Origin of the sequence: Mesorhizobium sp. WSM4904 (genome assembly GCF_029674545.1) — a bacterium.
GTDB lineage: Bacteria > Pseudomonadota > Alphaproteobacteria > Rhizobiales > Rhizobiaceae > Mesorhizobium.
In genome coordinates this window covers 6,421,623-6,442,621 of sequence record NZ_CP121354.1, presented here as the reverse complement: position 1 = coordinate 6,442,621, position 20,999 = coordinate 6,421,623, and the positions used below count along the sequence as shown (strand labels likewise).

The window sequence follows — 20,999 nt, the reverse complement described above, 5'->3', positions numbered from 1 at the left end:
ATTGCTCGATGCTCATATGCGCTGCCGCTTGCCGGTCGACGGCTATCGGTTCATCCTTGGGAATATCCTGACCGTGAAGCGCGTAGCGACATCACGCCGTCACGGCCGCAAGTGAGGTCTTGTTCGATGGACTGCTCGGGCTGCGGTTTCCAGGTTGAGAGCGGCTACGCCTTCTGTCCGAAGTGTGGCAAGCGCCAGCCCGTGCCGTGCGGCAATTGCGGCTACCCCTGCCAACCTGATTTCGAGTTCTGTCCGAAATGTGGGGCCAGCGTCGGTGCGCCGGCAAAAGCCGTCGAACGGCCTGCTCCGACACCAAGCCGGACCATTGTGCCGCCTTCTCGAACTCCGTCGCTGCTTCCGAACATCGAAGGCGATGGGCGGCATCCCGTCTCTGACGCCGATCGCCGTACGGTGACGGTCCTATTCGCCGACCTTTGCGGCTTCACCACACTCAGCGAGCAGCTCGACCCAGAGGTCATGCAAACGCTGCAGAACGAACTGTTCAAGGAATTGACGGCGGCAGTGCGAAACTTTGGCGGTTTCGTCGACAAGTTCATCGGCGATGCACTGCTTGCCTTGTTCGGTGCGCCGGTCGCGCATGAGGACGATCCGGAACGTGCGCTTCGCGCCGCTCTCGACATGATGGCCCGGACGGCACGGCTCGGCGAAAGCACCTTCCACTCCGGCTCGCCTCTGTTGCTTCACATCGGCATAAACACTGGTCCGGTCGTTACTGGGGGATTGGGCATCGGCACCGCCAAATCCTATTCGGTAACCGGCGATACGGTGAATACGGCGCAACGCCTGCAATCGCTGGCCGCACCGGGTGAGGTGCTGGTTGGCGAGCTCACTCACAGGCTGACCCGGCATGCCTTTGCTTACGAGTCGCTGGGTGATGTCGTGCTTCGCGGCAAGGCTGGCAGCGTGCTCGTCCACCGACTGGATGGACCGCTTGCGGCGCCGCGTGCAGCGCGTGGGCTCGAGGCGCTCGGCCTCAGCGCGCCGATGATAGGCCGCGGTGCGGAGCTCGATAGAATGCTGGCCAGTCTTGATCAGGCGTGTGGCGGCTCGGCCCAACTTGTCCGCCTCGTCGGAGAGGCCGGTATCGGGAAATCGCGGCTGGTGAAGGAGTTCGTCGCCCGCGTCGGCGACGAGGATCGTTTTTGCAACGTCGCCGTGCGACAGGCCACGTGCTCGCCGCTTGGCGAACAATCATTCGGCGCTTTGGGTGCAGTGGTGCGCAGCGCTGCCGGGATGATGCAAAACGACAGTGGGGAGGAAATGCGGAGCAAGCTCGCAGACTTGCTTACCGATCTCGGCCTGCAGGGCGAGGAGGTGAAGCGGCTGATGCCTTTGCTCTACCATGTGCTGGGCCTTGGCGACCCCGACGCCACCTTGCAGCATGTCGAGCCCGAGCAGTTGCGGCGGCAAATTCTCTACGCAGTCCGCACGATCATCGAACGGCGGCTTGCATTGTCGCCGCTGTTGATCGTCGTCGAAGATCTGCACTGGGCCGACGCCGTGTCGCTCGAGGCGCTGCGTTTCGTCATGGACAGGCTGGAACGCACGCGGGTGATGTTGCTGGTCACGCATCGTCCGGCGCCGCACAACGACCAGCTCGATTCAAGCCGTGTCAGTCACACAGCGCTCAGGCTTTCGCCGCTCAACAGCGATGACGGACGCAGCCTGCTGGCGGCGCTTTTCGGCGAGAGCTGGGTAGCCTCGGCAGGAGGGCTTCTCGACCAGATCCTCGAGCGCGCGGGCGGCAACCCGCTTTTTATCGAGGAGATCGTCCGCAGCCTTATCGATCGCGGTGTATTGATGCGCGAGGGTCAGCAATGGCGGACTGTGACGGGCGAAGTCGCAACCGGCATTCCCGCCACGATCCAGGCAATGTTGCTTGCTCGCGTCGACCGGCTGCCCCAGGAGGTGCGCCGCTTGGCTCAGGAAGCCGCGGTAATCGGCCCGCGCTTCGACGCCCTACTTCTGAAAGCCGTGACGGCCGACCCCGGCCGCCTGGAAGCCGGCTGCGAACTGCTTTGCGATGCGGAAATCATCGAGGAAGTTGCCGGATCAGGCTCGGTCTCGTCGCAAAGCTACCGCTTTACGCAAACGCTGCTGCAGGACGTGATCTACCAGAATCTGCTCCTGCAACGCAGGACCGACATCCACGGGCGCGTCGGCGCCGCCTTGGAGCAACAGTGCGGCGACAAGCCGGAACGGCTCGAAGATTTGACCGTGCTCGGTCATCATTTCGCACTGAGCGCCGAGCGGGAGAGGGGCGCGCATTACCTGCAGGCGGCGGGCGATCGCGCTCGCATGATCTACGCCAACGACGACGCCCTTCGTTTCTACGAGCGAGCACTGACGGCTTTGGGCGCGACCGGGCCAACGCCGCTCAAACTGGCAATTGCGGAGCGCATTGCCGATTTGAGCGGCCCGGCAGGCCGCCGCGAGATTGCGCACCAGCACTACGAGACGGTGTTGCAGGCATACCGCGAGTCGGCCAATCGCGTCGCGTCGGCGCGAGTTTTGCGCAAGATCGGTCGGCTGTTCTGGGACGTCGGCAAGCGGGACAACGCGGAATCGCGCTACGCCGAAGCGGCAGCGCTCCTCGACGGAGCGGATGCCCCGGTCGAGCAGGCGCATCTGTGGCAAGAACGTGGCCGACAGGCGTTCCGTGGCGGAGATCACGCACTCGCGGCAAAATGGGCAGACGCGGCGCTGGACTGCGTACGTTCTCTGACAGCGGAGCATTCCTCCGAGGTAGGGCGTGATGCCACCCTTGTGACCGCCGAGGCGCTCAACACCAAGGCTGTTGCGCTGGCTCGCCTTGGGCGAAGCCAGGAAGCCGTGCGTCAGATTGAACGCAGCATTGAACTGGCCGAAGCCGCCGGCCTACCGGGCACGGCCTGTCGCGGCTACACCAATCTCGGCGTGCTTTACACGACCATCGATCCGGCAAAGGCGATGGAGGTCTGTCGGCGCGGTCTTGAAGTGGCGCGCCGTATTGGTGATTTGGGGTTCCAGGCGCGCCTCCTCGCCAATCTGGCGGTCGCTTGTTGTACGTTCACAGATCGCTGCCCGACGGAGGGCGTGCCTGCCGCCGAGAAGGCCATCGAGATCGACCGCGCGCTCGACCAGCGCGAGCATCTGCCGGTGCCGTTGATCGTGCTTGGGCAGATCCACCAGTGCAACGGCCGTCCGGAGCTGGCGGTTGGGTTGTTCCACGAAGCACTGAACGTAGCCCGCGAAACGGGCGAACCCCAACTGCTGTTTCCGTGCTATGATGGTCTCGCAACGCTCAATCTCGACCTCGACAATCTGGCCGAGGCCGAGCGCTATTTTTCCTTGGCGCAGGGTATATGCGCCCAGCACGGGCTCGACCCGGAAGGACTTGTGGTGCTGCCTTTTCTCGACTAGCCGGGTGGGAGGTTGGAAATGTCCGCGCATAGTGACTTGGTACCGCTTCAACCGGGCGACCGTGCGCCAAACGTGGTACTCGACGCCATAACCCAGGAAGGCAAGATCGCGCTTGACGACTTTCGCGGACAAAAGCCCGTGCTGGTCGGCCTGTTTCGAGGTCTGCATTGTGCGTTTTGCCGGCGCCATATCGCCGCCCAGGCGCGGCTCGATCCGGAGCTGCGCGAAAAGGGCGTGGGGAGCCTGACGGTGGTCAACACGCCGATCGAGCGGGCGCGACTTTATTTCCGCTACCATCCGATGCCCAATCTGCTTGCGGCCTCCGACCCTGAACGCGCTTCGCATCGCGCTTTTGGACTGCCCAATCTCGAATTCACCGAAAACGAGACGAACTGGCCGTACAAGGTTTCGATGGCAGCGGCAAAGGATTTGCGGGTCGACATACCAGGCGAGTTGCCCGGTCCAATGGATCCTTTTGCGGCCAGCGAATTCCTCGACAAGAGGGACCATTACGAGGTGACTGAAGCCGACGAGCAGATGATGGCGACGGGACACGGACAACTGATCGGTCAGTTCCTACTAGACCGGCAGGGCATCGTCCGCTGGAGCTTCACGGAGGTTCCAGAGGGCGGGCGATACATGTTCGCGGCGCCTAGCGCACAGGAGCTGATGTCGGCGGTGTCGCAAGTCGCGCCATAGACCTGCGACGAGGTGACGGGCGGGACACTGAACGAAAGCGGAACCAATTTGTCACAAATCTAGACATTGGCCTCGGCGGGCCCGCACGCTCGTGGCAGCACGCACCCTGCTGAGATTTACGGCTCTTCGAGCACGGCCTTGATACGGGCAACAAAGTCATCGAGCGAGCGATCCCCGCGAACCTCGATGCGCGGAAGGTCGATGGGATCGCAATCGAGGTCCGCCGGCCCATGTCTGCCGCCGAAGCCGATCCGATAGCCGCACTCCTTGGCCAGTCGGCCAAGCCGTCGGTCGGTGACAGAGAAGGGTGCAGCGAACGCCGCGGTTGGTCGACCGGTCCACCGTTCGATGAACATACGAGAGCGCAGGAGCTCGGCGGCCAAGTCAGAGCTCGATAGACCATCGATCGCGCGATGCGTCGCCAGATGGCTTCCGAAGAACGCACCTTCGCCGGCGAGGCGTCGCACCGTCCCGGCGTTCATAAGCGGCGTCGGCGGACCGCTGTCGGCGTCCCACCGTGCACTTTCGCCCACAAGATCCGTCACGAGGAACACCTCCGCGGTCAGGTCGTTCGCGCGCAAGATCGGCCAGGCATGGTCGGCAAAGTTCTGGAAGCCGTCATCGAACGTGATGAGCACTGGGCGGCCAACGAAAGGTTGACGGTTGGCGATGTACCATTCCAGCTGCTCGGACATAATCGCGTGAAAGCCATTGGCGCGCAGCCAGGCCATCTGGCCGTCGAACGCGGCGGGCGTGAGCCGAAAACGGGCGAGGGCGGCCGGACCATCATCGGAGACGCCGTGATACATGAGGACAGGGATACGCTGCCGCCGCTCGCTACGTGCGACGTCGCGGCGCAACGCCCGCGCTCCGCCCCAGACGATATTTCGCGCGACTCCAATACCGATGGGCGCACGGATTGGCACATGATCAATCATCGGTTCCGTCGCAACGTCGTCTGGTGACAGGCGCCGGAAGCGGTCTATGCGATAGAGCTCGGTCTGGATCGATTGCTCGAGGACGAGGCCTTCGGTCGCTGCCAACGTCTCTAAGATCGCCTGTGCACCGAATGTGTTCCAGTCGAAGCCTGTCCTTTCAACATTATCTCGGAGCACGAATGCGTGTGCGCCGATGAGACTGCCGCCAGGCGCCAGCGCCTCAACGAGTTTCTTGGCGACGCGCCGCAACTCGGCGAGATCGTCCAGGTAGTAGAGCACTTCCGAACAGACGATCAGATTCATCTCACCCGGCAGCGTGTCCGCAGCGAGATCCAGCACGCCGAACTCGACATTCGGCAGATTGCTGCATCGCGCGCGCGCGCGCCCGATGGCGACGGCGGAGATGTCAGTCGCGGTCAAATGGCCCACGCGCGGCGCCAGCTGCCGCGTGAAGTGGCCCTCCGCGCAGGCCAGCTCAAGCGCCCGTCCGATGGGACCGGCGGGCAGAATTTGGAGCTGGCGCTCATATTTTTCCTGCTCATAGGGCGAACCGTATTTCCATGGATCCTCGGTCGCGAAATGGCGATCCCAAAACGACGTGCGATCATCGTCACGGTCGTCAGCGGCCGGTTTGCGGCGCGGCGCGGCAAGAGGCTCTGCCGGTTCGGCGCTCGAGCGAACAAGCCTCTGCGCTTCCGCTGCCAATCGCGCAAGCTCGCCGAAGTGGCTGTCCGGATCAGACCGGTGTCCCGCCATAGACGCCGATGCCTCGGCTGCAAACATGTTCGACGTGTCGGCACCGGCGCCCCGTGCAAGCCGCTCTGGAGGCACGAGATTGGAGATCAATTCAATCCAATGACGCCTGGTCACTGTCCCGAGCGCGGCGAACTGCACGCGAGCCTCGATCCGGCCATCCATCATCAGACCGGCATAGATTTGATCGATCCCCTCCGGAAGTTCGATCGAGATCGGATTTCTGGCGTCGACGCGAATTCCGAGTATCCGCGCCAGTCTGCGCGGCGCGGCAAGGTCGTCGCAGTCGAGAAGCATTTGATCAAGGTGATACTGGACGCGGCGGCACGCTATGGGATCGTCCCAGACCTTGCCGAGGTCGGCAATCAACTCGGTGAGAGGGCCGGCGAACCTGTCCCACCTGGCAGCCAGTTGCGTCGGCACCGACAGGCTTCCTACCATAAGACCATCAAAGGCCACCTTGGCGATCTCACGCGCCCACTTACGTCCTGCCGGGAGCGCGCGCAGGAACTGCGGGTTGATCGAGCGCAAGCCGCGGCCACAATCCGACGCGGAGTTCCACAACGCGAACCACGCGAGCGCTTCGGCAGCGGTGCCGTTCGCCTCGATCGCTCCATTGGCGTGAGCCGATGCTGGGTGCTTGACCCTGGGATCAGGAGAAAAGCCGCGGGCGATCACGATTTCCGCATCTACCAGCATCTGCGTGGAATTGCGGGTGAGTGAGTTGGGGCTGGTCCGATGGAAAGCGAGCGGCTCGTCGACCATCAGCCAACGTTTGCCGAGACGCGCGAGGCGCTGCCACAGGTCCCAGTCCTCGCAAGTGCGCAGCGACACATCGAAACCGCCCAACTCGACAATCGTCTCCCGGTCGACCAGCAGCGCGTGCGTGCCGACGGCACAGCGGCGGGCGAATGTTTCGAAGGGCTGGATCGCAACTTCCGTTGCGATGCTCGACGGGGTGAGTTCGCCATCGGGCATCATGCGCCGAGAGCCGCAATAGGCGGCCACTGCATCGGGAGCGGTTTTCAGCGCAGCCAGCATTTTCGCAAGAAAGCTGGCATCTACCCAATCGTCCGCATCCAGAAACATGAGCCAGCGACCGCGCGCTGTGGGAATCCCGCAATTGCGCCCGGCGGCGGCGCTATGCCCGCAAGACCCCAATGTCCGAAATCGTGCATCGTGCTCCACATAACCCGCGATGATCGCGGGCGTGCGGTCAGTGGAGGCGTCGTCGATGATGATCGCCTCCCAATCCACCATTTCCTGATCGAGCAGGCTATCGAGTGCGCGCGCCAGCGTTGCCTCGGCGTTGTGCGCAGGAACCACGATTGAAACCAAGGGACTATGCGCCACGCCGTCTTACCCGCGCCTGCTTCGAAGGTAGAACAAGAGTACCGAAACATAGCCGGCGATTTCCTGCCAAAGAAACGGCTTTCAGGGACGCTGCGTTCAAACAGTCTCCTGCGCCTGGCATAGGCCGTCGAACCCGATCCGTCCCTCGATCCCGTCGTCCACTACGACTATATCCAGTGCCAGGTAGATCTGCCGGCGGATGCCGGCAAGCGTTGCGCCGATGGTTTGCATTGGCCATCGGTACCACAACGCTTATGGGAGCATAATCTTGGATCATCCAGCTTCGGAACCTCGAAAACGCATAACGGCATCGGATGGCAGCACTGCTCTGTCAAGACTGTCGTACAACAAGGAAAGTCAGTCCATTCGCATCGCGCTGGTTTTTTAGTAGGCTGTCGCGAGGCAGGTTTGAGGAACCGGCGTGACGGTAGTCAACGATCGCCTTCTCGAAAGCAAGATGACCAAGGTGGAGCAAGCGCGAGCCTGGAGCCCACGCGTCATCTCGAAATTCGAGGCGCTGATCAAGAGCGTCGACGACCACTCGCTCTATCGCGTCAATCCGCTGGCCTTTGCCCGCGACGGGCGGCGAGCGACACTATTGTTCGAAAGGCTCTCCCAGCGAAGCCACGCCGTTGAGCTTGAGCAGACGCCGGTTCGAAGAAATGATGCCCAGCACGACGATTGTCACGAGATAAGGTAGGCTCGATAGAAGTTGCGAGGAAACGTCGAGCCCAGTTGTCTGGGCCGCGAGGCTTGCGAGGGACACGGCGCCGAAGAGGCAAGCACCAAGGAAGATACGGCTGGTAAGCCAAGTGCCGAAGACGACGAGCGCGATCGCTATCCAGCCGCGCCCGGCGATCATGCCATCGGCCCAGAGCGGAGTGTAGACCACGGCCGCGTAGGCACCGGCGAAACCCGCGAACGCGCCGCCGAAAGCGACCGCGGCGAAGCGCACGGCGATTACCGGATAGCCGAGCGCACGGGCCGCCTTGGGATTCTCGCCGACGGCGCGGATGACGAGGCCGGTCTTGGTGTAGGCGAACATCGCCCAAATGGCGACGGTCGCAGCAAGCGAAAGCCAAACGACAATGTCTTGGGTGAACAAGCCACCGATGACCGGGATATCTGAAAGCCAGGGCAATGAGAGTTTCGGAAGCCCCTTGACCGTGAGGCTCTCAAAGCTCTTGCCGAACAGCGCCGAAAGGCCCTGGCCGAGGATGCCTATGGCGAGGCCTGTCGCAACTTGGTTCGCCCGGAATCCCAGCGCCGCGACGGCAAAGACAAGGGAAAGAGCGGCGCTGGCGAGACCAGCGGCGAGGAAACCCAGGAGATGCCCGCCGCCTTGATAGACGATGATGAAGGCGATGACTGCGCCGAGGGCCATCAGGCCCTCCACACCGAGATTGAGGACCCCGGCGCGCTCGGCCACCAGTTCGCCGAGCGCCGCCAGAAGGAACGGCGTAGCCGCCGCCAACATCCCGGCGAGGATGAATTCCACGGCGTTCATGGCGTGCTTCCGTGGGCGGCATGGCGCCATTCGAGCCGATAGCGGACGAAGGCGATGGCGACAAGATAGGCAAGCAGCAGGCTGCCCTGGAAGACCCTGACCGCAGCGACCGGCAGATTTGCCGAGACCATGGCGTTATCGCCACCGATATAGAGGGCCGCCATGAGCAACGCGGAAAAGACGATGCCGACCGGGTGAAGGCCCCCGAGATAGGCGACGATGATGGCGGCATAGCCGTAGCCGGTCGAGATGGAGCGCTGCAGCTGTCCGAGCGGCCCGGCCACCTCGGCCGCACCGGCGAGGCCTGCCGCGAAGCCACCGACGAGGAGCGAAAGCCAGATCGCGCGTCCTTCGTTGAAGCCAGCGTATCCGGCGGCGCGCGGCGCGAGGCCGCCGACCTGCAGCTTGTAACCCGCGAAACTCCTCTGCATGAACACCCAGGCCGCGAGGGAGAAGGCGCAGGCGACAAGCAGCGAGACGTTGACGCGGGTGCCGGGGATCAGGATCGGCACCATCGCGTCAAACTGGAACATCACCGATTGCGGGAAATTGAAGCCATTCGGATCCTTCCAGGGGCCGAGAAGCAGATAGTTGAGCAATTGCGCGGCAACGAGCGCCAGCATGAGCGACACGAGAATCTCGTTTGCGTTGAGCTTCACGCGCCAGAAGGCCGTTAGCGACGCCCACAGCGCGCCGCCCAGCGCGCCGATGACCAGCATGGATGGCCAGATCCACTGGCCCGTTGCCTGCGGGAACCAGATGGGAATGGCGGATGCGAAGATCGCGCCGAGGATGAACTGACCCTCGGCGCCGATGTTGAAGACCTTTGTGCGAAAGCCGATAGCAAGCCCCTGCGCGATCAGCAGGAGCGGCCCCGTCTTCAGCAGAACTTCCGAGAACGAGGCCCAGGACAGGAAAGGCTCCAGAAGCATCGCGTGGAAAATAGAGACCGGATCGCGGCCCATCAGGAGGTAGAGCCCGAGATTGAGGAGTGTCGCCACGCCGAGCGCCACGGGCGGGGCGACCAGCTTCACGGTAAGCGAGGCATGCTCCCGGCGAACCAAAACCGGAAGGAACGGCCTGGAAAGAGCGCTCATGCCGGAACCTTCCTGGCCGTTGAATGCGCGCCGATCATGTAGCGGCCAATCTCCTCGGGTTTGGTGTCGCGCGTCACCAGCGGCGGGCTCAGCCAGCCCTGATGGATCACCTGGATCGAATCGCAGAGTTCGAACAGTTCCTCCAGCTCCTCCGAGATGACGAGGATGCCCATGCCTTCGTTGCGCAGGGCGACAAGGCGCCGGCGGATGGCGGAGGCTGCGCCGATGTCCACGCCCCAGGTGGGTTGCGCCACGAAAAGCAATTTCGGCGACAGCATGATCTCGCGGCCGACGATGAACTTTTGCAGATTGCCCCCTGAAAGCGCGTTGGCCTCCGCTTCGGAACCGGGCGTGCGCACGTCGTATTGCCGGATGCAGGTCTCGGTGAAAGCCTTCGCGCGAGCTGTGTCGACAAGGCCGCGTTTCACCAGGCCGAACGGATGGGCGGTCAGAAGGCTGTTGAGGACGAGCGACATTTCCGGCACCGCGCCGCGGCCGAGCCGTTCCTCCGGAACGAAAGCGAAGCCCAGCCGGCGGCGGGCGGCCGTATCGAGCGCGCCGACATCCTTTCCCATCATGTAGATGCAATTGGACTTTTCGCGCGGCAGCACCGTTTCGCCCGAGATCAGCGCCGCGAGTTCGCTCTGCCCGTTGCCCGATATGCCCGCTATGCCGAGGATCTCACCGGCACGCACCGTCAGGTTGACGTCGCAAAGCGGCACGGCGAAGGGATCGTCAGGCTGGTGGTCCAGGCCCACGACTTCGAGGCGCTTTTCGCCGCCGGAATGCGCCAACGCCGGCATGGGCTGCGGCATGTCGCGGCCGATCATCATGCGGGCGAGGTCGTGCGCGTCATGGTCGCGCGGGTCCACATGGCCGGTGACGCGACCGCCGCGCAGGATGGTCGCTCGGTCGCAAACCGCCCGGATCTCGTCCAGCTTGTGCGAGATGAACAGGATCGAAACGCCGCTGTCGCGCAGCCGCCGCAAAGTCTCGAACAGCTTGTTCACCGATTGCGGCGGCAGGACGGAGGTCGGTTCGTCGAGGATCAGGAGCTGGGGTTCGGCCATCAGGCAGCGAATGATCTCCACCCGTTGCCGTTCTCCCACCGAGAGCGCGTGCACATGGGCAAGCGGATCGACCTCGAGTCCGAAGTCGCGGCCGAGCGCACGGATGCATTCCGCGAGATCCGATTTGCCCTTGGGCACGACCAGGCGGATGTTCTCCACCACCGTCAGTGTTTCGAACAAGGAGAAATGTTGGAAGACCATGCCGATCCCCTTGCGCCTTGCATCCGCGGGGGAAGCGAGGGCCAGGGGGGCTCCTTTCCAGGTCGCCATTCCGGCGTCCGGCTGCTCGACGCCGTAGATCAGCTTCATCAGCGTCGACTTGCCCGCTCCGTTTTCCCCGAGGATCGCATGGATCGAGCGTGGAGCCACATCCAGATCGATGTCTCGATTGGCATGGATCTGGCCGTAGCTCTTCGAGATGCCGCGCAGCGACAGGAGCGGGACGGTCACGGTCACTTGGGCAGCGGCGTGGTGACACCCTTGACGTGCCAGTCCATGGCAACGATCTCGGCCCCGGTCATCGTCTTGCCGGCGGGCACGCCCTCGCTGCCGTCGGCCTTGACGATCGGACCGGTAAAGGGCGAGAAGCTGCCGTCGGCGATCTTGGCTTCAACGTCCTTGATCCTGGCCATCATGTCGGCCGGGATTCCCGGGTTCCAGTCAACGACCTCGACCACCTTGTCGCCGACACCCAGGAAAGCGTTTGCGCCCTTGAAGGTGCCGGCGATGTGGGCGTCGACCGAGGCCTTGAAGAAGGGCGACCAGTCGGTCGCCACGCAGCCGAGGTAGTTTTTGGGCGCGTATTTCTTCATCGACGAGTTGAGGTTGAAGGCGGGGACGCCGGCCTCTTCGCAGGCCGAGACGACGGAGGGTGTGTCCTGCGCGTTGGAGAAGATCACGTCGCATTTCTGCGCTAGCAGCGCCTTGGCGGCCTCCTGCTCCTTGGCCGGATCGAACCAGGAGTTCACCCATACGACTGAAACCTCGACATCGGGCTTCACCGCCTGCGCTCCCAGCGTGAAAGCGTTGATGGAGGTGATCAGCTCGGGAATGGCGAAGGCAGAGACCGAGCCGAGCTTGCCAGTCTTCGAAAGCGCGGCTGCCGCCATGCCCATAAGGTAGGTACCCTGGGAATATTGGGCCGCGAAGGGCGAGAAGTTCGGCGCCACCTGGAAACCGGAAGCGTGCAGCACGGTTACGTCGGGATTGCGGCGCGCGATCTGCAGGGCGCCGTTCTGATAGCCGAAGGAGCCGGCGACCAGGAACTTGTTCCCGTCGGCGACCGCCTTGTTCATGATCCGGTCGGCGTCGGGTCCTTCCTGTATGTTCTCGATGATGGTTACCTTCACCTTGTCGCCGTAGGCAGCCTTCACAGGCTCAAGTCCGTCGGCGAGCGCACGGCCCCAGCCGACATCGCCGACCGGCGACGGGACCACGAGCACGATGCCCAGAGGTTCGTCGGCGGCAAGCGCGCGGCCGCCCACCGCCGCGACGAGCCCAGAGGCGGCCGCGCCTTTCATCAATGTTCTGCGGGTAAGATTTGTCAGCATGTCGGTTCCCCTTGTTTTGGTTTCTAAAATTCCACCGTCGCAAGCGCCGCCTCGGCTTGCGCGAACAGTCTGGCCTCGTCGAGCCCCGGGAATTCGCCTTTGGCCCAGACGATGCGGCCGTTGATCATGGTCATGTCCGTCGGCGCGCCGATGCCCACCTTGGCCAGCAGGCTCAGCGGATCGTGCCGCGTGCCGACATAGTCCATGCGCCGCGTGTCGATGGCGAAAAGGTCGGCGGCCATGCGGGGCGCCAGCCTGCCGATGTCGCCGCGCCCGAGCAATGCCGCGCCTCCGGTCGTCGCATAGCCGAGAAAATCGGCCGGCGGCGGCACCGGATGGTCGCGCGTCGACGCCGACAGGCACTGCAGCATGTAGGCGGAATGGATGCAGTGCATCAGGTTGGAATTGTCGTTTGAGGCGGCGCCGTCGCAGCCCAGACCCACACTGAGTCCGAAGGCCGACATCGCCGGAATGTCGGTGATTTCGGCGCCGACGAGATAGACCGGTTCCGGGCAGTGGGCGACGCCGGTGCCGCTCGCGGCCATCTTGCGCAGCTCGTCGTGGGTCAGTTCCCAGCAATGGGCATAGAAGGTATCCGGCCCGCAGAAGCCGATGTCCGCGCAATAGTCCACCGTGCGCATGCCGTGACGGGCCTCGATTAGCGGGCTTTCGCCCTCGCCGACATGCGTATGCATGCGCACCCCGCGGTCGCGCGCCAGCGCCACCGATTCCACGAAGGTGTCGCGATAGCAGTTGACTGGCTGGCAAGGCGCGACGACGACCTGCCGCATGCCGAAGGGACCGGCATCATGGTAGGCGTCGATCAGCCGGGCGCAGTCGGCGATGAATTCGTCGGTCGTTTCCAGCATGGCGTCGGGGATGGTCGAGCCTTCCGATTTGGGCAGCGTGTTGCCGCCGCGTCCGGCATGGAAGCGCATGCCGAGCAGTTCGGCTGCTTGGAACTGCCGGTCGATCAGCCGCTTGCCCGCCTGCCGCGGAAAGCAATACTGATGGTCGAATGCCGTCGTGCAGCCGTGCTTTATCAGCTCGGCCATCGCCGTGACCGATGCGTGGTAGAAGCATTCCTCAGTCAGCCGCGAGAAAATGGGATAGATGCGGTCGAGCCATTCGATGACCGACAGCTTCGTCCAGTCCAGATCGGCGCGGTTGCGCACGAAGCATTGAAAGAAGTGGTGATGGGTGTTGACGAGGCCGGGATAGACGAACCAGCCAGCGGCGTCCTGCGTGACTGTTCCAACGGGCAGCTCTGCCTTGTCGAGGCCCGCGCCGATGGCCCGTATTGCCGGGCCGTCGGTCAAGACATCGACATTGCGTCGGATGTCCGGACCGTTGCCCTCGTCCACGATGACCGCAGCGCAGCCCTTCAGCAAATAGCCCGCCACGTCAGGCCTCGCCGACTTCGAGGACCGGTGCGGGTGTCAGTTCGTGCAGCCGGTGGATGCCCGGCATCTCGATGAAGCCCTGGAGACTGCGGACCGCCCGTGACCAGAGCCGGATAGCGGGGTAGGGATCGAGCGAAACGCCGCCGTCCGGCGCCAGCGCAACATAGGGAAAGCAGGCAATGTCGGCGATCGTCGGTCGATCCGACGCGAGGAAGCGCTGGCCGCGGATATGCTGTTCGACGAGGCCGGCTTCCAGCTCCCGCAGGGCCGCTATTCCCTGCTCCTGAAGGGCGGCGATATTGCCCGGACGCAGCAGCATCTCGTGCAAGCGCGCCGCCCCAAGGCTCGAGGTCAGCCGGTGCGAGAAGGACAGCCATTGCTGGACGCGCGCCGCCCGCCCGGCCGTATCATTGCCCAGCCATTGGGGTGCCGCCTTCGCGGCTAGATGGACCAGCATGGCCGAGGATTCGGTCAGCACGAGGTCGCCATCCTCCAGGATCGGGATCGACCCCGCCGGATTGAGCGCCATGAGCTCAGGACCGCGATGCTCGCAACCGGGATGGAAGTCGACAGGGCGGATGTCGAGCGTCACCCCGATCAGCGCAGCCATGAGGCGCACCTTGTAGCAGCTCGGCGACAGCACGTAGTCGTAGAGCTTCATTGCGCCACCAGTTGCGCGCCGTAGGTGTAGCCGTGGCGTTTCAGCCAGCGCCGGTAGGCAACCGAGGTAAGGTCGGCGCGCGTGGGAATCTCCATGCCGGGATCGAGCGGCAGCAGCCTCGGAATCTGGTTTTCGAGGATCGACCGGTCCTGAACGAAGATCGTCTGCTGGAAATGGATCAGGTCGGTCATCGGTGTTTCGTCATCGAACAGCGCCATCCATGGCCAGACGTCGCACAGGTCTTCGGCAAGTGGTTGCACGAAAAGTGTGATGACGTCCCATTCCGCCGGGCGAGGCGGGCAGGTCTTGTAGAGCACCGAGCAGGTCGGCGCGGGCACGCGGTACATGTATTCCGTGGTGATGCCACCTTCCGCCGACTTTGCGGCCTGCGGCTGGTAGAACTTCACCTGAGTGGCCCAAACCTCGTCTTCGTCCTCTCGGATCTCGACCTTGTAGTTCTGCACCTCCGTATGCGGCTCGGCCCCCAGTATGTCGGTATGCACGAAAGGAAAATGCGCGATGTCCAGGAAGTTCTCCACCGCACGCAATGGCGAGCAGCGCACGCGCACCACCCCGACATCGACGAGCCGGCGGCCCGGCTGATCGGCCTCGGGGATCGCAAACAGCGGCTTTTGTGGATCACCGAGCGATGACCAGACATGGCCGTAGCGGATGCAGGCCGGCAGGTCACGTCCGTTGCCGCCCGTGACCTTCGCGTTTCCGTCTTCGCCGCGCCTCACCATGATCGGCTCGCCCATCAGGGCCGTCCTGCGCCCATGCGCATCGAGCTGGCTAGCAAGGCTGACAGGGTACCATCCGTCGATCATCGTGTTGCCGGTCATCGGGCGATCCCGGCGCGTGCAATATCCTCGGCCGCCCGCCGCAGCGCCTCGGCGGCCCTCGACGCGGCGATACGCTCGTCCGGATTGCTGTCCTCGTCCACCAAAACATGCATCAGCGTGCGCGCCTGCCCATCGGGAGCAAGCAGCAGCCAGACGGCCTGTTCATCGTGGGTGTAGTCGAGCAGGCCTCCAGCGGCCTTCGTGCCCGCGGCCGCCTCCAGCGCCACGATGCCCGCTTCCACCACCATGGAGCGGAGCGGCGCAAGGCCCTCGAACCGCGGCGGCCCGGCGGCGGGTTCGCCAACCGAAATCCATATGATGCCGCCGCCATCCTCGAGGTGCTGCGTCGCGACACGAATCGTGTCCGGCGGCGTCAATGCCGGATGGGCCGGAATGCGCTGGCAGTTTCCCGCCTTGGCGTAGCTCCAGCCGTGATAGATGCAGGCCAGGGTCTCACCGCGTACGAAGCCCTGGGAAAGGCGCATGCCGCGATGGGGGCATCTGTCGGCGAAGGCCGCCGCACGGCCGGAACGGGTTCGCCAAAGGGCAACCGGTCCGGCCGGGGATTGCGCCGGCATTACGGTTCCCGCCGGCAAGTCCGCGGAGAGGGCAACAGGCATCCATGAGCCGGTGGGATAAGGCGGCATGCATCAACTTTCAAAACGGCTCCAGCATCTTCCCGAGCGAAGCTTCGCGGTCAAGGATATGCCAATATGCCGGGTTACGTTTGCACAAGATTTCCTCACTGGCAATAATGCCTAAAAAAGGTGCATGCCGCCTCGGCAGGCAGACGCCCGCTGGCCCAGAAACCTAGCCCGATTCGCTCTCGACCGGCGCCCGGCGGATGGTCTCGACCCAGACATCGATTGGTCCAAGAGAGCACCCCATCTCCATCATGTCGATGAGTTCGGCCGGACCGGCAATGTCGAGTTCAATGCGGTCGGGACCGGCAAGGCATATTGCATGCGTGAGCCCGAGCTTGGCGGCATGACGATTGATCCACGGAAGAAAGGACGCCACCTCGACATCGCCGAGGATCGTCATGCGCTCCCGCCAGGAACATCGATTTTGCTCGCTCATAGAAAACCTCGGCAATGAAGCTGATATATCTATCTATTTATCTATTTACATCGTGCTCAATCGCTGAGGAAGTTCGTCTCGGCCTGTGGTGAACCGTCGTTGATGGGTTCAAAGTAGACCGTCGTGATGGCTTGTGGGTAGCAGGCTTGCCGCGTACCCCGATTTGAGATCAGCTGCGGGTTTTTGCCTTCGAGTTCATCTAGATAGTCGGCCCACCATTGCATCATCTTGACGCGCTCTTCCCAGTGCTCTGCGCCCGCATAGGCACGACGAACGTCGTTGTTCTCGATGTGGACCAGTTGCCGCTCTATGGCATTCGGATGCCACTTACCGCATTCGTTTAGCAGAGTAGATGCGGTTGCTCGAAACCCGTGGCCGTCGCTTCGTCCTTGCTGTAGCGCATACGACGTAAGGCGGTGTTCAATGAGTTGTCGGAAATCGGGCGGGAGGGTGACAACACACTTGGAAAAAGCAGCGTTCCAGCGCCGGAAATTTCCTTGAGCTGCGTCAGGATCTTCATAGCTTGGCTTGGCAGAGGGCTTTGCAGAAACTGCTTCGGCGCAAGGGAGTGTGGGGAGAAGAGGAAATGGTGCCCAGAGGCGGATTCGAACCACCGACACGCGGATTTTCAGTCCGCTGCTCTACCAACTGAGCTATCTGGGCCTGTGCCGGCTAACGGGATCGCCCGCCGGGTTTCACCAGGGCGCCGGGCGGCGCCCCTGGAAAGCGCGTGGGTTATAGCATGGGAATTTCGCCTGTCCAGCGCTTAGGTGTTGATAAAGAAAAATCGCGGGAAATGGCCGATTGCCACGCGCATTCACGCCTCGTCTTTGGGCGAAGGGCCTTGCTTCGGGCCGTCGTCTTCTTCCTCCTCGTCGTCGCGGCCGGGGATGACATAGGCGCCTTTCAGCCAGCGATTGAGGTCGATATCCTTGCAGCGCGCCGAGCAGAACGGATAGTGCTCGCGCACGGAAGGCTTGCCGCATTCGGGGCAGGGTCGCTTCGGGCGGAGCGGCGTGACCTTGTCGTCCGGGCTCATGGCCGCGCGACGTGCCAGTTCTTGTGCGCCTTGAAGCCCTCGCCGGAAAGCAGCGCCACACTCTCATAAAGCGGCAGGCCGACCACATTGGTGTAGGAGCCGACCAGCTTGACGACGAAGGAACCGGCAAGCCCCTGCACGGCATAGCCGCCGGCCTTGCCGCGCCATTCGCCCGACGCGACATAGGCGTCGATCTCCTCGCGCGGCAGCCGTTTGAAGCGGACCCTGGTTTCCACCAGCCGCTGCCTGAGCTTGCCGCCCGGGGTGATCAGGCAGATGCCGGAATAGACGCGGTGCGAGCGGCCGGAAAGCAGGCCGAGGCAGTTCACGGCGTCGTCGATGGTCTCGGCCTTGGGCAGGATGCGGCGCCCGACGGCCACCACCGTATCGGCGGCGAGGACGAAGGCCGGCGCATGGTCGTCCTCGCTCTTCAGCGAGGCGAGCGCCTTCTCGGCTTTTTCCTTGGACAGGCGCTTGGCCAGCGAGCGCGGATGCTCGGCGCGCAGCGGCGTCTCGTCGACGTCGGCCGGCAAAATGCGGTCCGGCTCGATGCCGGCCTGCTGCAACAGCTCGATGCGGCGCGGCGAACCCGAGGCAAGCACCAGCTTCTGCAGGATGCTCATGGGAGCATGATGCCGAAAAGTGTGAAGCGGTTTTCGGACGACATCATGCTCCACTCCCTGGTTTGTAGCCGGATGATTTCAGGTCGAACAGACCTGAGATCATCGGGCTCTGGGCTCGCGCCGAACTGTTACTTGAAACGGTAGGTGATGCGGCCCTTGGTCAGGTCGTAAGGCGTCATCTCGACCAGGACCTTGTCGCCGGTCAGTACGCGGATGCGGTTCTTGCGCATGCGGCCGGCCGTGTGGGCGATGATCTCGTGCTCGTTTTCGAGCTTCACCCGGAACATCGCATTGGGCAGCAGTTCCGTGACCACGCCCGGAAACTCGAGGACTTCTTCCTTCGGCATTCGATACCTTTGCTTGGATGGCGGTTCCGGCGCCTAGAGCATGATGCCGAAAAGTGTCAAGCGGTTTTCGGACGACATCATGCTCTACTTCTTTGATCCGGAGTCGGATGATTTTCGGCCGAGCCGACCGGAAATCACCCGACTCCAGCCGGAATTTGCGGCGGAACCTATATGATAATCGCCCGCTTGTGAACATGCTTAATCGGCAGCGCATTTTTCACTCCGGCGGCGCGAAACGCTTGGCAATGCGCGCTTTCAGCCGTTCGCGCACGTCGCGATAGGCCGCCATGATGTGCTCGCGCGTGCCCCCGGTGTCGGTCGGATCGGGCATCGGCCAGTATTCGACCTCGACGGCGAGCGAGCGGGTGAGCTCGAGTGCGGCGTGGTGCGCTTCCGGTGCCAGCGTCACGATCAGGTCGAAATAGTCGTCCTCCAGCTCGTCCAGCGTTCTCGGCTGCCGCTCGCCGAGCGTCAGACCCTCCTCGGCAAGCACGGCGTCGACGAAGGGATCGCGCTCGCCGCTGCGCACCCCGGCCGAAGCGACGAAGGTGGTGGCCGGCAGGAACCTTCGCGCCAGCTGTTCCGCCATCGGCGAGCGAACGGCGTTCATGCCGCACAAAAACAGGATCGAATGCGGCAGTGTGGCCGGCACTAGAGCATGGTCCCGAAAAGTGGGAACCGGTTTTCGGAGAAGACCGTGCTCCGACTAAAGAGCATGGTCCCGAACCGGAGGTCAGCGAACGCAAAAAGTGGGAACCGGTTTTCGGAGAAGACCATGCTCCAACAAAGAGTTAGATCAGGATGGCGACTCAACGAAACGTCATCCTGATCTAGCCCCGCCAATGCAGCACGCAGACCAGCGTGAACAGTCGCCGCGCCGTGTCGAAGTCGATCTCGATCTTGCCGGCCAGCCGGTCCATCAGTGTCTGTGAGCCTTCATTGTGCAACCCGCGCCGCCCCATGTCGATCGCCTCGATATGGCTGGGCGTCGAGGAGCGGATGGCCTCGTAGTAGCTTTCGCAGATCAGGTAGTAATCCTTGACGATGCGCCTCAGCGGCGTCAGCGACAGGATGTGGGTGACCACGTCGGCGCCGTCCTCGCGGCTGACGGCGAACACCAGGCGCTGCTCGGCCAGCGACAGCTTAAGCCTGTATGGGCCGGCGCCGTCGTCATTGACCGGCCGGAAGCTGTTTTCCTCGATCAGGTCGAAGATCGCCACCGCCCGCTCATGCTCGACATCGGGCGTCGAACGTCCGATCGATTCGTCGAGCTCGACGTCGATCAGCCTGTCGCGGTTTTGGTGGCGGCCGGACATCGCTACATGTTCAGCCTGATCGCCACGGAGCGTGCGTGTGCGTCGAGCCCTTCCGCTTTGGCGAGCGCGATCGCCGCCGGTGCCAGCGCCTTGAGCTGCTCCGGGCCGAGCTTCAGGATCGACGTCCGCTTGACGAAATCGAGCACGGACAAGCCGGACGAGAAACGCGCCGAGCGCGCCGTCGGCAGTACGTGGTTGGAGCCGCCGACATAGTCGCCGATCACTTCCGGCGTATGCCGGCCGAGGAAGACGGCCCCGGCATTGCGCATCCTGGCGAGGAAGCGCTCGGCGTCGTCGAAGGCGAGCTCGACATGCTCGGCCGCGATGCGGTCGACCAGCGGCAGCGAGGCTTCGATCTCCGGCACCAGGATCACGGCGCCGAAATCGCGCCAGCTCGCCGCAGCCGTCTCGGCGCGCGGCAGGGTCTTCAACTGGCGCTCGACCGCATGCTCCACCGCCTTGCCGAACTCGGCATTGTCGGTGATCAGGATCGACTGCGCCGACGCGTCATGCTCGGCCTGCGCCAGCAGATCGGCGGCGATCCAGTCCGGATCGTTTTCGGCGTCGGCCACGACCAGCACTTCCGACGGCCCGGCGATCATGTCGATGCCGACGGTGCCGAACACCTGGCGCTTGGCGGCCGCGACATAGGCGTTGCCCGGTCCGACGATCTTGGCGACCGGCTTGATCGTCTCGGTGCCGTAGGCGAGCGCGGCGACGGCCTGCGCCCCGCCGATGCGGTAGATCTCCGAAACGCCGGCAAGGTCGGCCGCGACCAGGACCAGCGGATTGATGACGCCGCCGGAGGCCGGCACCACGATCACGATGCGCTCGACCCCGGCGACCTTCGCCGGCACGGCGTTCATCAGCACGGAGCTCGGATAGCTCGCCGTGCCGCCCGGCACATAAAGGCCGACGGCCTCGATCGCCGTCCAGCGCGAGCCGAGCTCGACGCCGGCGGCGTCCGTATAGCGGTCATCCTTCGGCTTCTGCCGCTCGTGATGCGAGCGGATGCGGTCGCGCGCGAATTCAAGCGCTTCGACCGTGGCGGGGTCGGCCGCGGCATAGGCCTTGGCGATGTCGTCCCTGGATACGGCGATGCCGAGCTTGCCGAGATCGGCCTTGTCGAATTTCAACGTGTAGTCGATGAGGGCCTTGTCGCCTTCGGCGCGCACCCGCGCGACGATGTCGCGCACCACCGCCTCGACATCGGCCGACACCTCCCGCTTGGTGGTGAGGAATGCCGAAAAGCGCTGCTCGAAATCGGCGTCGGTTTGGCTAAGCGTGATGGCCATTGT

At 63.6% G+C, this 20,999-nt stretch carries 20 protein-coding genes, 1 tRNA gene and 1 pseudogene; 3 read left to right on the top strand and 19 right to left on the bottom strand.

Annotated elements, in window-relative coordinates; translation table 11 throughout:
- Nucleotides 1–126 precede the first annotated feature (126 nt).
- Both QAZ47_RS31140 and QAZ47_RS31135 read left to right on the top strand, forming a co-directional pair.
- Complete coding sequence (locus QAZ47_RS31140; protein ID WP_278231943.1) at nucleotides 127–3,423, top strand: adenylate/guanylate cyclase domain-containing protein; 3,297 nt, start codon at nucleotides 127–129, stop codon at nucleotides 3,421–3,423.
- Between the two features lie 18 nt (nucleotides 3,424–3,441).
- Complete coding sequence (locus tag QAZ47_RS31135; RefSeq protein WP_278204748.1) at nucleotides 3,442–4,122, top strand: redoxin domain-containing protein; 681 nt, start codon at nucleotides 3,442–3,444, stop codon at nucleotides 4,120–4,122.
- A gap of 116 nt (nucleotides 4,123–4,238) precedes the next feature.
- Here the strand turns inward: QAZ47_RS31135 and QAZ47_RS31130 are convergent, their stop codons facing one another.
- Entirely contained in the window at nucleotides 4,239–7,151 is a 2,913-nt protein-coding gene (locus QAZ47_RS31130) for a trifunctional glycosyltransferase/class I SAM-dependent methyltransferase/polysaccharide deacetylase (RefSeq protein WP_278231942.1), read from the bottom strand.
- Nucleotides 7,152–7,262: 111 nt separating this feature from the next.
- Nucleotides 7,263–7,397 (bottom strand): hypothetical protein, encoded by a 135-nt coding sequence (locus QAZ47_RS31125; RefSeq protein WP_278204746.1) that lies wholly within the window; start codon nucleotides 7,395–7,397, stop codon nucleotides 7,263–7,265.
- Between the two features lie 190 nt (nucleotides 7,398–7,587).
- On the opposite strand from QAZ47_RS31125, the pseudogene QAZ47_RS31120 reads away from it, so the two are divergent.
- Nucleotides 7,588–7,746 (top strand): annotated as a pseudogene (locus QAZ47_RS31120) (adenylate/guanylate cyclase domain-containing protein); the annotation flags it as partial.
- Nucleotides 7,747–7,761: 15 nt separating this feature from the next.
- Here the strand turns inward: QAZ47_RS31120 and QAZ47_RS31115 are convergent.
- The 17 genes from QAZ47_RS31115 to hisD form a co-directional block, all read right to left on the bottom strand.
- The gene (locus tag QAZ47_RS31115) at nucleotides 7,762–8,673 is read right to left on the bottom strand and encodes an ABC transporter permease (RefSeq protein WP_278204745.1); all 912 of its coding nucleotides are present in this window, start codon (nucleotides 8,671–8,673) and stop codon (nucleotides 7,762–7,764) included.
- Entirely contained in the window at nucleotides 8,670–9,770 is a 1,101-nt protein-coding gene (locus QAZ47_RS31110) for an ABC transporter permease (RefSeq protein ID WP_278231941.1), read from the bottom strand. The genes QAZ47_RS31115 and QAZ47_RS31110 overlap by 4 nt, the downstream gene beginning before the upstream one ends.
- Nucleotides 9,767–11,290, bottom strand: coding sequence for an ABC transporter ATP-binding protein (locus tag QAZ47_RS31105; RefSeq protein WP_278233915.1), 1,524 nt, complete (start codon nucleotides 11,288–11,290; stop codon nucleotides 9,767–9,769). The genes QAZ47_RS31110 and QAZ47_RS31105 overlap by 4 nt, the downstream gene beginning before the upstream one ends.
- A 2-nt stretch (nucleotides 11,291–11,292) precedes the next feature.
- Complete coding sequence (locus tag QAZ47_RS31100; protein WP_224600985.1) at nucleotides 11,293–12,387, bottom strand: BMP family ABC transporter substrate-binding protein; 1,095 nt, start codon at nucleotides 12,385–12,387, stop codon at nucleotides 11,293–11,295.
- Between the two features lie 26 nt (nucleotides 12,388–12,413).
- Complete coding sequence (locus tag QAZ47_RS31095) at nucleotides 12,414–13,793, bottom strand: amidohydrolase (protein WP_278231940.1); 1,380 nt, start codon at nucleotides 13,791–13,793, stop codon at nucleotides 12,414–12,416.
- 1 nt (nucleotide 13,794) lies between these two features.
- A complete protein-coding gene (locus QAZ47_RS31090) occupies nucleotides 13,795–14,454 on the bottom strand; it encodes a glutathione S-transferase family protein (protein WP_278231939.1) in 660 nt (219 codons plus the stop codon).
- Nucleotides 14,451–15,296, bottom strand: coding sequence for an aromatic ring-hydroxylating dioxygenase subunit alpha (locus tag QAZ47_RS31085; protein ID WP_278231938.1), 846 nt, complete (start codon nucleotides 15,294–15,296; stop codon nucleotides 14,451–14,453). Before QAZ47_RS31085 ends, QAZ47_RS31090 begins: the two co-directional genes overlap by 4 nt.
- Nucleotides 15,293–15,943 carry a Rieske (2Fe-2S) protein gene (locus QAZ47_RS31080; protein ID WP_278231937.1) on the bottom strand — a complete coding sequence of 217 codons (651 nt, stop codon included), beginning with the start codon at nucleotides 15,941–15,943 and terminating at the stop codon, nucleotides 15,293–15,295. Before QAZ47_RS31080 ends, QAZ47_RS31085 begins: the two co-directional genes overlap by 4 nt.
- A gap of 163 nt (nucleotides 15,944–16,106) precedes the next feature.
- On the bottom strand, nucleotides 16,107–16,340 hold the full coding sequence (locus tag QAZ47_RS31075; RefSeq protein ID WP_278231936.1) for an acylphosphatase: 234 nt from the start codon (nucleotides 16,338–16,340) through the stop codon (nucleotides 16,107–16,109).
- Nucleotides 16,341–16,432: 92 nt separating this feature from the next.
- Nucleotides 16,433–16,996: a hypothetical protein gene (locus QAZ47_RS31070; protein ID WP_347567172.1), complete on the bottom strand. Its 564-nt coding sequence runs from the start codon at nucleotides 16,994–16,996 to the stop codon at nucleotides 16,433–16,435.
- Nucleotides 16,964–17,039 (bottom strand) — tRNA-Phe (locus QAZ47_RS31065). Before QAZ47_RS31065 ends, QAZ47_RS31070 begins: the two co-directional genes overlap by 33 nt.
- Before the next feature lie 154 nt (nucleotides 17,040–17,193).
- Entirely contained in the window at nucleotides 17,194–17,415 is a 222-nt protein-coding gene (gene yacG / locus QAZ47_RS31060; RefSeq protein ID WP_278231935.1) for a DNA gyrase inhibitor YacG, read from the bottom strand.
- Complete coding sequence (locus QAZ47_RS31055) at nucleotides 17,412–18,038, bottom strand: Maf-like protein (protein ID WP_278204737.1); 627 nt, start codon at nucleotides 18,036–18,038, stop codon at nucleotides 17,412–17,414. The genes yacG and QAZ47_RS31055 overlap by 4 nt, the downstream gene beginning before the upstream one ends.
- Before the next feature lie 128 nt (nucleotides 18,039–18,166).
- Entirely contained in the window at nucleotides 18,167–18,385 is a 219-nt protein-coding gene (gene infA / locus QAZ47_RS31050; protein ID WP_006200926.1) for a translation initiation factor IF-1, read from the bottom strand.
- 217 nt (nucleotides 18,386–18,602) lie between these two features.
- Nucleotides 18,603–18,995 (bottom strand): low molecular weight phosphatase family protein, encoded by a 393-nt coding sequence (locus QAZ47_RS31045; protein WP_278207999.1) that lies wholly within the window; start codon nucleotides 18,993–18,995, stop codon nucleotides 18,603–18,605.
- A gap of 220 nt (nucleotides 18,996–19,215) precedes the next feature.
- On the bottom strand, nucleotides 19,216–19,701 hold the full coding sequence (locus QAZ47_RS31040) for a UPF0262 family protein (protein WP_278075429.1): 486 nt from the start codon (nucleotides 19,699–19,701) through the stop codon (nucleotides 19,216–19,218).
- A 2-nt stretch (nucleotides 19,702–19,703) separates the two neighbouring features.
- Complete coding sequence (gene hisD, locus QAZ47_RS31035; RefSeq protein ID WP_278231934.1) at nucleotides 19,704–20,996, bottom strand: histidinol dehydrogenase; 1,293 nt, start codon at nucleotides 20,994–20,996, stop codon at nucleotides 19,704–19,706.
- Nucleotides 20,997–20,999 lie beyond the last annotated feature (3 nt).